Source organism: Veillonella sp. 3913 (assembly GCF_003992235.1).
In the GTDB taxonomy this organism is placed as follows: Bacteria; Bacillota; Negativicutes; order Veillonellales; family Veillonellaceae; genus F0422.
Genome location: NZ_RQVF01000003.1, coordinates 154,538 through 169,403, shown reverse-complemented (window position 1 = coordinate 169,403; position 14,866 = coordinate 154,538). Strand labels below are relative to the sequence as shown.

The following is a 14,866-nucleotide window of genomic DNA, read 5'->3' as shown; positions in this document are numbered from 1 at the left end:
GGACTTAACATGAAACAAAGTTGGAAAAAATGGCTTCGTAATGCTACATTTGGTGTTATGGCAGTAGCGGCATTAGGTGTGATTGCAGGTTGCGGTAGCGACAATGCGGCACCAGCTGACAAAAGTGTAGTAAAATTTGGTGTTACAAACTTCGCAGATACATTGGAGCCAACACAAAATTACTTCGGTTGGGTAGTTATGCGTTACGGTATTGGCGAAACATTAGCTAAATTCGACGAAAAAATGAATGCGCAACCTTGGTTGGCGGAAAGCTGGTCTGTATCTAATGATAAATTGACTTGGACTTTCAAAATTAGCGACAAAGCGAAATTCTCCAATGGCAATAAAGTAACTGCTGAAGCGGTAAAAGAATCCATTGAGCGTGCTTTCGAGAAAAATAAACGTGCTGCTACATTCTTCAAATACACAGATATCAAAGCAGAAGGTCAGAATTTGATCATCACCACAGATAAACCGTATCCAAATGTGCCTGGTTTCTTGGCTGACCCATTATTCATTATCGTAGATGTGTCTGCTGAAAAAGCTGGTCGTGACTTTGCAAAAGAAGGTCCTATCGGTACTGGCCCGTACAAAGTGAAATCTTTTACTAAAGAAAAAGCAGTTGTAGAAGCAAATGAAAATTACTGGGATGGCGAAGTTCCATTCAAAACAGTAGAAATTCCATCTATCGATGATCCTACAACTCGTGCGTTGGCATTACAAAATGGTGACGTAGACTTAGCAGTTAATATCGGCGCTGGTGACCTTGAAACATTGCGTAATGACAGCAAATTCAAAGTAGATGAAATCGCTTCTTTGCGTACTGTATTAGCTCGTATTAACCAAAAAGGTGTATTAGGTGACGAAAAAGTTCGTGCTGCCTTCATCAGCGGTACGGATCGTAAATCCTACAACGAAGTATTGTTAAAAGGTACTTTCATTCCTGGTAAAGCACCAATTCCACCAAGCTTGGATTATGGTTTTGATAGTTTGAAAGACCCTAATGCATACAATCCTGATCGTTCCAAACAATTGTTGGCAGAAGCTGGCTGGAAAGATACTGATGGAGACGGTTACGTAGATAAAGACGGTAAAAACTTAGAAGTGCGCTTCGTAGTATACAACAGCCGTCAAGAGCTTCCAATCTATGCAGAAGCTGTTCAATCTGACATGAAAAAAATCGGTATTAAAGTAAACATCGAAACTGTTGACTATAACTTAATGGATAAAATGGGTATTGATGGCGATTATGACTTATTGATCTCCAACATCGTAACAGCGAACACTGGTGACCCAGAAATCTTCTTGAAATGGTACTGGAAAACTAACTTGAATGGTGATAACCCACAAAATGGTTCTGGTTACAGCAATCCTAAATTCGATGCAATCATGGATCAATTAGCTGTTGAATTCGATAAATCTAAACGTCAAAGCTTAATTATCGAAGCACAACAAATCTTATTGAATGATGGTGCAGCATTGTTCTTAGGTTACCCTAAAACAAATCTTGTTAATAACAAATGGTTAACAAATGTAGTGATGTATCCAACAGACTACTACTGGTTGACTAAAGATATTAAACCAGCAAAATAATCCTTTGCAGATGTCCGCAACAATTGGGAGGCAGGTTTGCCTCCCCTTGTTGTATGTAGCAGTCGCTTTCAGTAGCATTGGTAAGAAATATACAGAAGGGATATATATGTTACTTAGTATTAAAAATTTAGCAGTTACCTATGGAAATAATCCGAATCCTACGATTGCAGGAGTTAACCTAGACCTAGCAGAAGGGGAGATTGTTTCCATTGTAGGGGAGTCCGGCAGTGGTAAGACTACGGTCATCCGTGCACTGTTAGGTGTATTGCCAAATACAGGTCGTGTGTCTGAAGGAAGCATCACCTTTGATGGACAAGACTTATTAGGGTTTTCCACAAAGGATTGGTTGGATTTGCGAGGCAATCATATTGCTATGATTTTCCAAGATAGTGGCAATATGATGAATCCAATTCAAACAATCGGGAAGCAATTTGTAGAGTTCATTCAATTACATAGCACTATGTCTAAACAAGAGGCAGAGGCAAAAGCTATCGAAATGTTGGCGCTCACCAATTTGCCACATCCTGAAGCAATTATGAAGTCTTATCCCTTTGAACTCAGTGGCGGTATGCGTCAACGGGTAGGTATTGCCATGGCAATTACATTCTCTCCTAAACTATTGCTAGGTGATGAACCGACATCGGCCCTAGATGTAACGACGCAAGCACAAATTGTAGAAGAATTATTACGTATTAATCGTGAGAATAAAACATCGATGATTATTGTAACTCATAATATCGGTGTGGCGGCTCATATGTCTGATAAAATTGTGGTTATGAAGCAAGGGGCTGTGGTGGAATATGGAACAGCTGAGGAAGTGATTCGTAATCCACAAGCGGAGTATACGAAACAATTACTCAATGCAGTGCCAGAAATCGGAGGGAAACGCTATGTCTGATATTATTATGCAAATTCAAGATATTGTGAAAGAATTCCCTTTAGCTGACGGTTCTACTTTGCGTGCTTGTAATGGAATCTCCATCGATGTAGAACGGGGAGAAACCTTAGCCATTGTAGGTGAGTCTGGGTGCGGTAAGTCTACCTTGGTGAAGACTATTATGAATATGCATGCGCCTACATCTGGCTCTGTTATTTTCCGAGGTAAAGATATTACGAAATTAACAGGTGAAGAAAAACGCCAAAATTATCGTCATATTCAAATGGTATTCCAAGATCCAACAGCCGCTTTCAATCCGAAGATGAAAGTGCGTGACATCATTTGTGAACCATTGCGTAACTTTGATCTTATTAGCAAAGCAGATGTAGATGCGAAAGCTAGAGAATTGTTAAAAATGGTAGATTTACCAGAAGATTTTGCAGACCGATATCCGAATAATATGAGTGGCGGGCAACGGCAACGTGTGGCTATTGCTAGAGCCTTAGCATTAGAACCAGAAATTATCGTTTGCGATGAAGCCACGAGTGCTCTAGATGTATCTGTACAAGATACAATCATCGAGCTATTGGTACGGTTACAAAAAGAAAAAGGCATTACCTACCTATTTATTTGCCATGATTTGGCATTAGTCCATTTATTCTGCCACAAAGTTGTGGTCATGTATAAAGGGGAAGTGGTAGAACGCCTGAATGGAGATGCCTTAGCAGAGGCGCAGCATCCGTATACAAAACAATTATTAAGTGCGGTTTATAATTTAGAGCGCTAATCTATGGCTAACATTATTTTTCATTAGATGAATAGATTGTTTTGTAATATAACATAAATTGTATGAATAAGATATATTTGTGTTATATGAACATACTTTGATATAATAAACGTATCAAATGGTGTATGAAAATGTTTCAAGAGGAACACCTAGGTGTTCCTCTTTTTTTGTGAGGGTAAGATGGAAGAACGATTGACCTACAAAGAGTATTTAAAAGTGACAGTTCCATTTATGATTTCTACGGTGACACAACCTTTATTAGGGGCCGTGAATACGGCTATTATGGGGCATATGGATAATGCTATGTACATCGCTGCAGTAGCATTAGGAGTTATCTTATTTAATAATATGTATTGGCTCTTTGGATTTTTGCGGGTGGCCACAACAGTTTTTTCTGCACAGGCTTTGGGAGAACAATCGAAGGAAAGTGCATCCTTAAGTTTTTTTCGGCCTCTCATCATTGCTTTACTTATCAGTGCCGCTTTTATCGTGGGATATCCTTGGATATTTGATTACTATGCAAGTTTTATGCATCCCGACCCAGAGGTAATCGCTTTGATGTCGGAATATACAGATATTTTAATCTGGGGAACTCCTTTCGTATTGGTCAATTATGTTACGTTAGGCTGGCTTATGGGACAGATGATGATTCGCGCCACTATGATTATGCAAATCTCCATGAATGTGTTGAATATTGGTTTGTCCTTCCTTTTCGTATTTGGCTTTGACTTTGGAGTAAAGGGGGTGGCTTGGGCATCTTTGATTTCCCAAATCTATGCGTTCTTAGTAGGCCTAGGTGCTATGTACTTAGTTCGTGAACGGTTAGACCTAACGTCCCATATATGGAATACCTTAAAACGGGTGAAACCATTCCTATCTATCATGAAAGTAAACACAGACCTTATGCTTCGTACATTTTGTTTGTTGACCATCAACAATTTGTTTGCCAAAGCAGGCAGTGCTATGGGCAGTGATGTATTAGCGACGAATGCGGTGATTTTGGAGATTATCTTTATCATGGCATACTTCACAGATGGACAGGCGAACGGAGTCAGCGTATTTACTGGAAAAGCATTTGGAAAACGTGACTTGGTGCTTTGGAAAGATACGTTGAAGATTTCCCTGCAATGCTTAGCGGTATATGTGGTTATTGTAGAAATCGTGCTGGGATTATTCCGTAATGATGTCATTATGGTTATGACCTCAGTACCAGAGATTTACACGATGGCCTTGGAATATTCCCATTATCTATTGCTCTATCCTATCTGTGCGGCAGTAGGATTATTATTATATGGTATGTACAATGGCATCGGTCAGACTGCATCTATCCGGAATATGATGTTCATTGCAGTGGTCTTCTTTGTAGGCATGCAAGAATTGCTTATCCCTCCATTCGGTAATGACGGCATATGGATGACCTATGTGCTCACGTACCTATTAGAATCTATCATTTTAGTGCTGTTCCTGCCATTGGCAAAAAAACGGTTTTCCTTGGCGGTCTAATATGTTTCTAATGAAAATTGTTGTTTTACAAAATAGCGTAATCGATAGTAGATGGATGTTTTACATTCTAGTCGGCACAACAATATGCCATAAAGAATATCTTAATGACAATTAAAAACATATACAGTTGATATTACTACAAAAAGGCGTTACCGATGAGCGAATTTGCTTAAGGTAGCGCCTTGTTGCGTTTGTTTATGGTATTAATGTTGATGTTCCAAAATCAATGGTTCTGTAATATGATAAAAGTATCGTGACATGTCTTCAATGGAATACTCTCGACCAGTTTCCAGCCACCAAAGAACCATTTCTACAAAAGATCCTGCAATGTGATTAGAGATAAAATCATGAGGGATATTGTTGTGTGGACAAGTTTGATTGTTTAAGAAATGACTTTGGATAAGTTCTTTCAGACTGCTCTTGAAATGACGTAGGAAGAGTTCGTTACTTTCACAGGAAAGAAGACCCAAAATATTATTATCGTTGTCCTCTAAATGCTGCAAGATATGGAGGAAGATAGCTTCCTTGATGTGGCTGTTTTTATATAAGCCATGAGCATGGGAGAAGTCTGATGCGGTGTCGATAATATGAGAGAATAATTCGTGACAGAGCGCTTCTAATAGATCTTCTTTTGTTTCAAAGTGTGCGTAAAATGTGCTACGGCCAATGAGGGCTTCATCGATAATGTCTTGCACGATGATAGCATTATAATTTTTATGTTCTAAAAGCCTAACAAAGGCGTCGAAAATAGCTTTTCTAGTTTTCATTTGTCGTTTATCCATAATTCCTCCTTACATATATGAATCAAACAAAATGAGATACTTGTTCAATATAGGATACTTTTCTATATATGTTTCGTAAATAACAAAATAGAAAAAGTGATTCTTATCAAATCTTTTAATTCCACTATACTAATAGTATATCATAAGTGACAAAGTGTTTCATATCTTTGTTATTATGAAAGATAGTTTAGATTTTAACTGAGAGCATCTACTACAAAGACTGGGTATAGTGATGACTTTCAGCCGTATAAAGTAAGAGATTAGAGAGGATGTGTTCTTATGTTAGAACGAATTGATGCGATTATGAGCAGTACTGCTGCCACCGTAATTACAGGAGCCATGTTTTTAGCCGTTGCACTACATACAACGGTTGATGTGTCTAGTTGGATTCATACATCTTGGACTGCAATTTTGACATACCACGCTGGCTTATAGTTGTAACATGAATTTTCTTGTGGTATACTAATCTTATAATTGAATAAATTCGATATAATATATCGATTCGATGAAAGGAGTATACTATGAAAGAAATTTTAGGTTTCCATTTACATCATTGTCCATATTGCGCTAACGCATTCCGCGCTATCGAAGAATTGCAAGCAGAAAACCCTGCTTTCAAAGAAATCAAAATTAACTGGGTAGAAGATCAAGATGCTGTAGAATTGTTCAAAACACATCCATACGAATACTATCCAAATTTGTGGTTTGATTTGGACAAACAATATGAGGCACAACCTGGTGAAAGTTACGAACAAACAAAATCTTTAATCAAAGCAGTGTTTGAGAAAGCGATTCAATAATCGATTTTACTTTCATTAAAAATACTATATAATAAAAGCAGATGCTATGATGCATCTGCTTTTTCTTGATGTAATCGCAGATTTCAAAATCTTGCGTGAGGAGGATATATGTTAAATTTTGTGGCCTTAGACTTTGAAACGGCTAATGAAAGTAAGAATAGTGCTATTTCCTTAGCTGTGGTGACTGTGGAAGATGGACGGATCACAAAACGTGGCTATAGTTTAATCAAGCCCCCAGTGATGCAGTTCAACCAAGAGTTCATTGGTATCCATGGTATCCAACCGGAAGAAGTGTTGAATAAGCCTACCTTTGATCAGTTGTGGCCGGCGATTTATAATAACCATTTAAAAGGTAAACTGTTAGTAGCACACAATGCGAAGTTCGACATCGACGTGTTACGTGCCACCTTGGACCACTACAATATTGAATGGCCTGATTTAGAATATACTTGCACCGTCCGCATAACACGAAAAGTATGGCCTGATTTGGTGAATCATAAATTAAATACATTGGGTGGATTTTTAGGAATTACATTTAATCATCACAATGCCTTGGACGACTCTGAAGTATGTGCTAAAGTAGCCATTGCAGCAGCGAAAGAAAAAGGTGTAGATTCTATGCGAGGCTTGTTGCATGTCATTAACATGAAAACAGACTCCTTTATCACCGATGAACGACGGGCCCAAATGGAAGTCAAACAAAGCGGCACACAAGATACCTTCTTCTAGTGAGCGATAATATCTACTAGGGCTTTTATAGGTAAGATGGATTTTATGTAGCTATTAATAGATACCTGTGTTTAATAGACCTATACATGGGCAAGAGTACTCCACATAGTTATTACATTTAGTCATACTACTAGTAAATTGTATTTGTATATATAAAAGTAAGAAACATATTTAAAAAATATTTTGTATGATATGGATAGGAGTCCTACAGATATCGAAACGATACATGCCTATGATATAAGAAAAATAGAGGGGAGTTAACTACTAATCATCTTTGGAAGAAAAGATAATAGTAAATATACTACATTATCCCATTCCCCCTCCGAATAAGCCCTCCTATGATTTACTCATAATCTATGGAGTACTATAATTTTATATAAATCGACGCCGTAGTAATAAGAAACCGGTGCCATATTCCCCTGAACGAACATTCAGAATGCAGTGAGAGAAGGGGGATGTGGCGCCGGTTTTGTATCTAATAAGAGAAAAATTGTGATAAAAATCATGCTGCTCATCAGACTATGAGTAAATCATATAACTTATTATTTAATTAAGTATTGAAAAAAATGTTAAAATATGAAAGAATAGGTATGTATAAAAATTATCTTTCATTTTTTTGAAGCATATAACTATAGATTGGAGGTATTCCATGTCGGAATTACGATGGAATCCTTTATTGCGGACTTGGACAATGGTCGCTTCAAACCGTAAAGCACGCCCAACGATGCCAAAGGATTGGTGCCCATTCTGCCCAGGTATTAATAAAAAAGTCCCTGCAGATTATGATGTGTTGAAATATGATAATGACTTTCCAGCCTTAACGCAAACGCCAGAGGCTCCTTATGAAGATGGTAATGACTTTTACAAAAGTCAAGAAAACTATGGGAAATGTGAAGTTATCTTATATTCTCCGGAGCATACTGCTAAATTTTACGAATTATCGGAAGATCATATTGTTAAATTACTAAACCTTATTAAAGAGCGTCATAGTGAATTAGCAAAAGATGAAAAAATTAAATATATCTATCCTTTTGAAAATAAAGGGGAAGCTGTAGGTGTGACAATGCCACATCCACATGGTCAATTATATGGCTATTCCTTTGTACCACAGAAGCTACAAGTGGAACTGGATAGTGCGAAAGATCATCATCATGAACATGGTGAATGCTTATTCTGTAAAATGAATCAAGTTGAGAAAGAAAAAGATGCTCGCATTGTGGGAGAAAATGACTCTTTCTTAGCCTATATTCCGTTCTTTACAGATTATCCATATGGTGTATTTGTTGTGCCAAAACGTCACATGAACTACATCACAGATTGTACTGAAAAAGAAACGAAAGATTTGGCGCATATGTTAAAAACATTAACGGAAGCTTTCGATCGTTTATTTAATATGCCATTCCCATACATGATGGTATATCATCAAAATCCTGTAAATAGCCCTGAATATGCAGGACATGAAGAATATTATCACTTTAATATTCAATTCTATCCTCCTTTCAGAGAAGCCAATAAAATTAAATACTATGCATCCTCTGAAATGGGAGCATGGGCAGCAGCGAATACAAGTGCCGTAGAAGAAACAGCACCGGAATTGCGCAAACTATATAGTGAGGTTGAACAAGCAAATGAATAAAGAAAAATTACAACAGCGTTTTCTGTCCTTCTTTGGCGAAGGTTCAGGAGAGGTGCATTGTTATTTTGCTCCAGGTCGCGTGAATGTTATTGGTGAGCATCAAGACTATAATGGTGGTCATGTATTCCCTGCGGCACTTAAAGTAGGTATTTATGGAGCCATCCGTTTACGTGAAGATAGCAAGGTACGTTTACACTCTGATAATATGGAAAAGACAGTAGTGGTTGATGTAAATGAACCTTTCCAATATAATATTGAACACGATTGGGCTAATTATCCATTAGGTGTGATTCAATTCTTAAAAGATAAGGGTCACAAGGTACCAGGTATGGACATTTATTTTAATGGTAATTTGCCAGCTGGTGCAGGTTTATCCTCTTCTGCATGTATGCTAGATTTAACTGGTTATATGTTGCTTTCAGAGTTGGGTCTAACTCCAATTGATCGCACGGAACTGGCAAAAATGGCCATGCATGTAGAATACCATTTCGTAGGTGTAAAAGTAGGCATTATGGATATGTATGCTATTGCACACGGTAAAGAAGGCCATGGTGTCTTGTTAGATTGCACGCATATGGAACGAAAACTAGTTCCTTTGAACTGGCATGGACATACTCTTGTCATCATGAATACAAATAAACAAAGAGGTCTTGTGGACTCCAAATTTAATGAGCGCAAAGGTGAGTGCGATGCAGCTCTTGAAATTATCCGCAAGCATAAAGATATCTCTGGCTTGGCATTGGCTACATTGGATGATTTAGAATCTATTTCTGATGATGTGTTGATGCGTAGAGCTCGTCACGTCATCACTGAAAATTTACGTGTATTAGATTTCATGAAAGCTTTGGAAGCCGCTGATTTAACAGGGATTGCACATTGCTTGAATGAATCTCATAGATCTTTACAAGTTGACTTTGAAGTGACAGGTAAAGAATTGGATACGATTGTTGATTTAGCACGATCTCAAGAAGGCTGTATTGCATCTCGTATGACAGGTGCAGGTTTCGGTGGTTGTGCCATTGCCCTTGTAAAAGATGAGCATATTGAGGCTTTTATGAGAGCTATTCCAGAAGAGTACGAGAAACAAATAGGTGTTACCCCTAGTCTATATATTGCTGAAATTGGTGATGGGGTGTATTCACTGTAAAGGAGATAGAATCATGATAAAGCCACAAATAAGCAATGATGAAATTATTTTGAATTACATCAGGCGTCATGGCCCCGTATCAAAGGCCTTGATTGCAAGACAGACCAAAATAACGCCTCCCACAGTGACTAATATTTGTACGAATTTAATTCGGAAAGGATTGGTCTATGAAGATCGTCAAGAGCGGTCTGCATTGGGACGCCCATCAATGTTGTTAGACTTTAATCATGATATTGAAACCTATTTGATTGTTCATATAAGAACACATACGATTGTTTTTTATGTGGCTACAGTAGGACGTCAAATTTTACAGCAATTAGAAACATCTATTATTGGTTGTAGTGCTGATGAAATCATGCAACATATGTATCGTGGCATACAGGATATCTTTAAAGAAGACTATAAAATTAAAAGTATAGGCCTCGTTTTGCGTGGACCTGTAGACTCAGGAAAAGGGATTTCTATTTACTCTCCTAATGGAAAATGGAATAATATTCCTTTCAAGTATATCTTAGAAGAGCGATTCCATGTGCCGGTATATGTAGAAAATGATGTTCGTTGTTTATCAACGGGTGAATATTACTATGGCAGTGGTAAAGAAATGGATAATCTCATTGTCCTTAAATTTAGTTATGGACTCGGTATATCCTTGATTTATCATGGTGAACTCTACCGCGGTTTTAACGATAGTGCTGGGGAAATTGGATATGGTGTGATTCGATTAGATGAAGAGGGCAATGAAGTGCGCTTGGAAGATATCGCATCGGAAACATCGATTCATTCCTATGTAGTGGAACAAATGGAAAAAGGCCGATATACGTCGGTACAAGATAATCCATTGGTTGTGAGCAAAGCATTTCGTGTAGAGCCTATTTATGAGGCCGCAGTAGAAGGTGATGAAGTGTGTTTAGAGGCCCTTTCACGAGTAGGTCATTATTTAGGAATTGCTTTGGCCAATATAGCGAACTTATTTAATCCAGAGCGGATTATTTTGAGCAGTGCTATGGGTAATGCGGTAGGAGTAATGGATCCTATTTTACGAGGTGTATTAGAACGCAATTCATACAAAGCACATACGATTAATCTAGAATATTCCGGCAATGGCTCTTATTATACATTGTTAGGTATGATTGATATTGTCAGTGCGAAACGAGCTGAAGAAGCTTGGTTACGGTAGGTACCACGACTAGATCACTAGTCTTATAGGTATATAGGATATCTAAAAGGAGGATATTATTATGAAACGATCTTGGAAAGCAGCGATGCTTGCATCTGCAGCAGTAGGTGCACTTGTGTTAGGTGGTTGCGGAAGCGATCAAGGAGCAAGTGGTGACAAACCTCAAATTGGGGTTGCTATTTACAAATTTGATGACACTTTCATGAGTGGCGTTCGTGCAGAAATTGATAAAGCTGCTAAAGACAAAGCTAAAGTGGATATCGTAGATAGCCAAAACTCTCAACCAACACAAAACGAAAAGATTGACTTATTCATCAATAAGAAGTACAAAGCAATCGGCGTTAACGTGGTAGACCGCACAGCAGCAGGCGTTATCATTGATAAAGCGAAAGCAGCTAACATTCCATTGGTATTCTTAAACCGTGAACCATTGAAAGAAGATATGGCTAAATGGGATAAAGTATACTATGTAGGTGCGAAAGCTGAACAAAGCGGTGAAATGCAAGGTAAAATCTTAGCAGATTACTTCAAAAAACACCCTGAAGCATACCATAGCAATGATGGTGTTATCCACTATGTTATGATTACTGGTGAACCAGGTCACCAAGACGCAGTACTTCGTACAGAACACTCCGTTAAAGCTCTTAAAGCAGAAGGCATGAAAGTAGAAGAATTGGCTAGCGATACAGGTATGTGGGACCGCGTTAAAGGTCAAGAAAAAATGGCAGCGTTCTTGAGCCGTTACGGCGATAAAATTGATGCTGTTATCTGTAACAATGACGACATGGCATTAGGTGCTATTGAAGCGTTGAAAGCAGCAGGCTACTTCACAAATGGCAAATACATTCCAGTAGTAGGCGTTGACGCTACAACTCCAGCAGTACAAGCGTTGAAAGATGGCACATTATTGGGTACAGTATTAAACAATGCTAAAAAACAAGGTCAAGCTGTATTTAATCTTTCCTATGTGTTAGCTAAAGGCGAAACACCAAATAAAGACAATACAGGTTTTGATATTGTTGATGGTAAATATATTTGGGTACCTTACGAAATCGTAACAAAAGAAAATGCGGATAAGATTTTAGGTGACAAATAAGAAAATGCAGTAAGGGGGCATTTTGCCCCCTTTATTATCTGATTAGTAGGAGGAAAATGTATGGGCGAGTACATATTAGAAATGCGCCAAATTACGAAGGAATTTCCTGGCGTAAAGGCCTTGGATAATGTCACTTTCAAAGTCCGACCAGGCACCGTACATGCTCTAATGGGAGAGAATGGCGCGGGAAAGTCTACTCTTATGAAATGCCTGTTCGGTATTTATAAGCCTGATCAAGGGGACGTGGTCATTGACGGCGAAGTAGTAGAAATGACAGATTCCCGAAAAGCTCTTGGAATGGGAATTTCCATGATCCACCAAGAGTTATACCCTGTATTACAGCGTAATGTTATGGAAAATCTATGGTTAGGTCGATTCCCAACCAAAAAAATTGGTCCTTTTACATTTGTAGACCATAAAAAAATGAAAGAAGACACACTAGCCTTGTTTAATGAAATCGATGTAGATATCGATCCAGAACAATTAGCTGGTGATTTATCTGTTTCTAAGCTACAAAATATTGAGATTGCAAAAGCAGTTTCCCACCAATCTAGAATTATTGTTATGGATGAACCTACCTCTTCCCTAACGAGTGATGAAGTAGAACATCTTTTCAAAATCATTAACTCCTTACGTAAAAAAGGAGTTGCAATTATATATATTTCTCATAAAATGGAAGAAATCCTACGCATATCTGATGAAGTAACGATCATGCGTGATGGTCAATATATAGGTACTTGGCATGCTGATGAATTAACGACAGATCTTATCATTCAACGAATGGTAGGTCGTGAAATGACTCAGTTATTCCCTGAAAAAACAAATACTCCAAGTGAAGAAGTATTACGTGTAGAAAAATTAACATCTATTCATCCACATTCTTTTAAAGATGTAAGCTTCTCTCTTCGTAAAGGTGAAGTTCTTGGTGTAGGTGGTCTAGTAGGAGCGCAACGAACAGAGGTTATCGAAGCCTTATTTGGTCTTCGTGGCATTGAATCTGGAAAGATTTATTTACACGACAAAGAAGTGCGTATTCGTCACCCTCGAGATGCGAAAAAACTGGGTATGGCATTGCTTACAGAAGAACGCCGTACTACAGGGATTTTCCCAATGCTCACCATTGTAGATAATACAACGATGGCAGCGCTACCGAAATATGAAAATAAGTTCAAACTATTGAATGATGAAAAACGACTAGACGATACAAAAGAAGGTGTGACTTCCTTGCGAGTGAAAACACCATCTACAGAAACGAAAATTCAAAGTCTTTCTGGTGGTAACCAACAAAAGGTACTCATTGCCCGTTGGTTAAATACGAATCCAGAAATCCTACTCTTGGATGAACCGACACGGGGCATCGATGTAGGAGCGAAATATGAAATTTATTCCATTATTAACGAACTAGCTAGTGCTGGTAAAAGTATCATTATGATTTCCTCAGAAATGCCTGAGTTATTGGGTATGAGTGATCGCATTATGGTTATGAGTAATGGATATATGAGTGGCATCTTGGATGCACATGAAGCGACAGAAGAAAAAATAATGGAACTAGCGACAGCTGGTTTAGTCTAGGAGGTATCGTATGAGCCAAGGTAAATTAGGAAAGTTTCTTTCCCAGAATATTATCTATTTGGTACTAGTAGTACTAGTAGCGGCTATTTCTATGTATAGCCCGAACTTTTTATCCGTCACAAGTTTTCGTGATATTTTAATTCAGTCTTCCCCACGTATTATTATTGCATTAGGTTCTGCTATGATCTTGATCACTGCAGGGTGTGACTTATCTGCAGGTCGTGTGGTTGGTTTGACGGCAGTGGTATCGGCATCCTTAACTCAGTTGCCAGATTATCCACGTCCGTTCTTTGAACATTTACCAGAATTGCCTTTGATTCTACCAATCGTGATTGCTATCGTGGTGGGTGCTATCATCGGTTTAGTTTCTGGTGTAATCGTAGCGTATTTAAAAATCGTACCATTTATTTCCACACTAGGTACTATGGTTATTACTTACGGTATTTGTTCCTTGTATTTTGATATGGAACCAAATAACTCCCAACCAATCGGTGGTTTGCGTCCAGAGTTTACGCAAATTGGTACAGGTTCTTTAGACCTAGGATTTATGACGATTCCATACATTGTTATTATCGCTGCCGTGATTTCTTTAATCATGTATGTGGTATATAACAAAACAATTCTTGGTAAAAACATGTTTGCTATTGGTGGTAATCCACAAGCAGCTGTAGTATCTGGTATCAACGTAGCAGTAACACTAGTGATTATCTACGTTATTGCTGGTGCTTTGTATGGCGTAGGTGGTATCTTGGAAGCAGCTCGTACTGGTGGTGCTACTAACAACTATGGCAATATGTACGAGTTAGATGCTATCGCAGCATCTGTTGTAGGTGGTGTATCCATCACTGGTGGTATCGGTACTGTACCTGGTATCATCGCTGGTGTGTTGATCTTTACAGTTATTAACTATGGTTTAACATTCGTTGGAATGGGACCATACTGGCAGTTGATTATTAAAGGTTTGATCATTGTCGTAGCAGTTGCTTTCGACGTACGTAAATCTATGGCTCGTAAATAATTTAGAGCAGTAAGGTATTAGTCTCTGGCTTTTGCATACTTGTAAAAGTCAGAGGCTTTTTATATGTCAAAATTCATCGATAATGTTTAAAAAATTCGATTTGAATAGTATACAAAAGTGGTATATAATCAATATTAATAAGAAATGTT

General features: G+C 38.1%; 14 protein-coding genes. 13 read left to right on the top strand and 1 reads right to left on the bottom strand.

Annotated elements, in window-relative coordinates; translation table 11 throughout:
* Positions 1–9 precede the first annotated feature (9 nt).
* From EO113_RS05685 to EO113_RS05670, 4 genes are all read left to right on the top strand, one after another.
* The gene (locus EO113_RS05685) at positions 10–1,593 is read left to right on the top strand and encodes an ABC transporter substrate-binding protein (protein WP_009353491.1); all 1,584 of its coding nucleotides are present in this window, start codon (positions 10–12) and stop codon (positions 1,591–1,593) included.
* A gap of 106 nt (positions 1,594–1,699) precedes the next feature.
* On the top strand, positions 1,700–2,491 hold the full coding sequence (locus EO113_RS05680; protein ID WP_009353461.1) for an ABC transporter ATP-binding protein: 792 nt from the start codon (positions 1,700–1,702) through the stop codon (positions 2,489–2,491).
* Positions 2,484–3,257: an ABC transporter ATP-binding protein gene (locus EO113_RS05675; RefSeq protein ID WP_009353464.1), complete on the top strand. Its 774-nt coding sequence runs from the start codon at positions 2,484–2,486 to the stop codon at positions 3,255–3,257. The genes EO113_RS05680 and EO113_RS05675 overlap by 8 nt, the downstream gene beginning before the upstream one ends.
* A gap of 180 nt (positions 3,258–3,437) precedes the next feature.
* A complete protein-coding gene (locus EO113_RS05670; protein ID WP_127135760.1) occupies positions 3,438–4,760 on the top strand; it encodes an MATE family efflux transporter in 1,323 nt (440 codons plus the stop codon).
* A 203-nt stretch (positions 4,761–4,963) separates the two neighbouring features.
* Here the strand turns inward: EO113_RS05670 and EO113_RS05665 are convergent, their stop codons facing one another.
* Positions 4,964–5,542 (bottom strand): TetR/AcrR family transcriptional regulator, encoded by a 579-nt coding sequence (locus tag EO113_RS05665; RefSeq protein WP_009353294.1) that lies wholly within the window; start codon positions 5,540–5,542, stop codon positions 4,964–4,966.
* A gap of 279 nt (positions 5,543–5,821) precedes the next feature.
* Here EO113_RS05665 and EO113_RS08170 point away from each other — a divergent pair, with 279 nt between their 5' ends.
* From EO113_RS08170 to mglC, 9 genes are all read left to right on the top strand, one after another.
* Positions 5,822–5,977 (top strand): hypothetical protein, encoded by a 156-nt coding sequence (locus EO113_RS08170; RefSeq protein ID WP_009353348.1) that lies wholly within the window; start codon positions 5,822–5,824, stop codon positions 5,975–5,977.
* A gap of 86 nt (positions 5,978–6,063) precedes the next feature.
* Positions 6,064–6,342 (top strand): hypothetical protein, encoded by a 279-nt coding sequence (locus EO113_RS05660; protein WP_009353288.1) that lies wholly within the window; start codon positions 6,064–6,066, stop codon positions 6,340–6,342.
* Between the two features lie 108 nt (positions 6,343–6,450).
* Positions 6,451–7,071, top strand: a complete 621-nt coding sequence (locus EO113_RS05655; protein ID WP_009353263.1) for a 3'-5' exonuclease — start codon at positions 6,451–6,453, stop codon at positions 7,069–7,071.
* Positions 7,072–7,720: 649 nt separating this feature from the next.
* On the top strand, positions 7,721–8,707 hold the full coding sequence (gene galT, locus EO113_RS05650; RefSeq protein WP_009353392.1) for a galactose-1-phosphate uridylyltransferase: 987 nt from the start codon (positions 7,721–7,723) through the stop codon (positions 8,705–8,707).
* The gene (locus tag EO113_RS05645; protein ID WP_127061543.1) at positions 8,700–9,854 is read left to right on the top strand and encodes a galactokinase; all 1,155 of its coding nucleotides are present in this window, start codon (positions 8,700–8,702) and stop codon (positions 9,852–9,854) included. Before galT ends, EO113_RS05645 begins: the two co-directional genes overlap by 8 nt.
* Positions 9,855–9,867: 13 nt before the next feature.
* Positions 9,868–11,031 carry an ROK family transcriptional regulator gene (locus EO113_RS05640; RefSeq protein WP_126940499.1) on the top strand — a complete coding sequence of 388 codons (1,164 nt, stop codon included), beginning with the start codon at positions 9,868–9,870 and terminating at the stop codon, positions 11,029–11,031.
* Between the two features lie 61 nt (positions 11,032–11,092).
* Entirely contained in the window at positions 11,093–12,127 is a 1,035-nt protein-coding gene (locus EO113_RS05635) for a galactose ABC transporter substrate-binding protein (RefSeq protein WP_009353273.1), read from the top strand.
* Positions 12,128–12,187: 60 nt separating this feature from the next.
* Complete coding sequence (locus EO113_RS05630; RefSeq protein ID WP_062401480.1) at positions 12,188–13,699, top strand: sugar ABC transporter ATP-binding protein; 1,512 nt, start codon at positions 12,188–12,190, stop codon at positions 13,697–13,699.
* Positions 13,700–13,709: 10 nt separating this feature from the next.
* Positions 13,710–14,717, top strand: coding sequence for a galactose/methyl galactoside ABC transporter permease MglC (gene mglC, locus EO113_RS05625; protein ID WP_009353422.1), 1,008 nt, complete (start codon positions 13,710–13,712; stop codon positions 14,715–14,717).
* Positions 14,718–14,866: the final 149 nt, after the last annotated feature.

Coding starts and splice junctions, on each gene's coding strand:
- EO113_RS05670 (WP_127135760.1), top strand. CDS start 3,438: ATGGAAGAACGATTGACCTACAAAGAGTATTTAAAAGTGACAGTTCCA.
- EO113_RS05655 (WP_009353263.1), top strand. CDS start 6,451: ATGTTAAATTTTGTGGCCTTAGACTTTGAAACGGCTAATGAAAGTAAG.
- galT (WP_009353392.1), top strand. CDS start 7,721: ATGTCGGAATTACGATGGAATCCTTTATTGCGGACTTGGACAATGGTC.
- EO113_RS08170 (WP_009353348.1), top strand. CDS start 5,822: ATGTTAGAACGAATTGATGCGATTATGAGCAGTACTGCTGCCACCGTA.
- EO113_RS05640 (WP_126940499.1), top strand. CDS start 9,868: ATGATAAAGCCACAAATAAGCAATGATGAAATTATTTTGAATTACATC.
- mglC (WP_009353422.1), top strand. CDS start 13,710: ATGAGCCAAGGTAAATTAGGAAAGTTTCTTTCCCAGAATATTATCTAT.
- EO113_RS05645 (WP_127061543.1), top strand. CDS start 8,700: ATGAATAAAGAAAAATTACAACAGCGTTTTCTGTCCTTCTTTGGCGAA.
- EO113_RS05660 (WP_009353288.1), top strand. CDS start 6,064: ATGAAAGAAATTTTAGGTTTCCATTTACATCATTGTCCATATTGCGCT.
- EO113_RS05675 (WP_009353464.1), top strand. CDS start 2,484: ATGTCTGATATTATTATGCAAATTCAAGATATTGTGAAAGAATTCCCT.
- EO113_RS05635 (WP_009353273.1), top strand. CDS start 11,093: ATGAAACGATCTTGGAAAGCAGCGATGCTTGCATCTGCAGCAGTAGGT.
- EO113_RS05680 (WP_009353461.1), top strand. CDS start 1,700: ATGTTACTTAGTATTAAAAATTTAGCAGTTACCTATGGAAATAATCCG.
- EO113_RS05685 (WP_009353491.1), top strand. CDS start 10: ATGAAACAAAGTTGGAAAAAATGGCTTCGTAATGCTACATTTGGTGTT.
- EO113_RS05665 (WP_009353294.1), bottom strand. CDS start 5,542: ATGGATAAACGACAAATGAAAACTAGAAAAGCTATTTTCGACGCCTTT.
- EO113_RS05630 (WP_062401480.1), top strand. CDS start 12,188: ATGGGCGAGTACATATTAGAAATGCGCCAAATTACGAAGGAATTTCCT.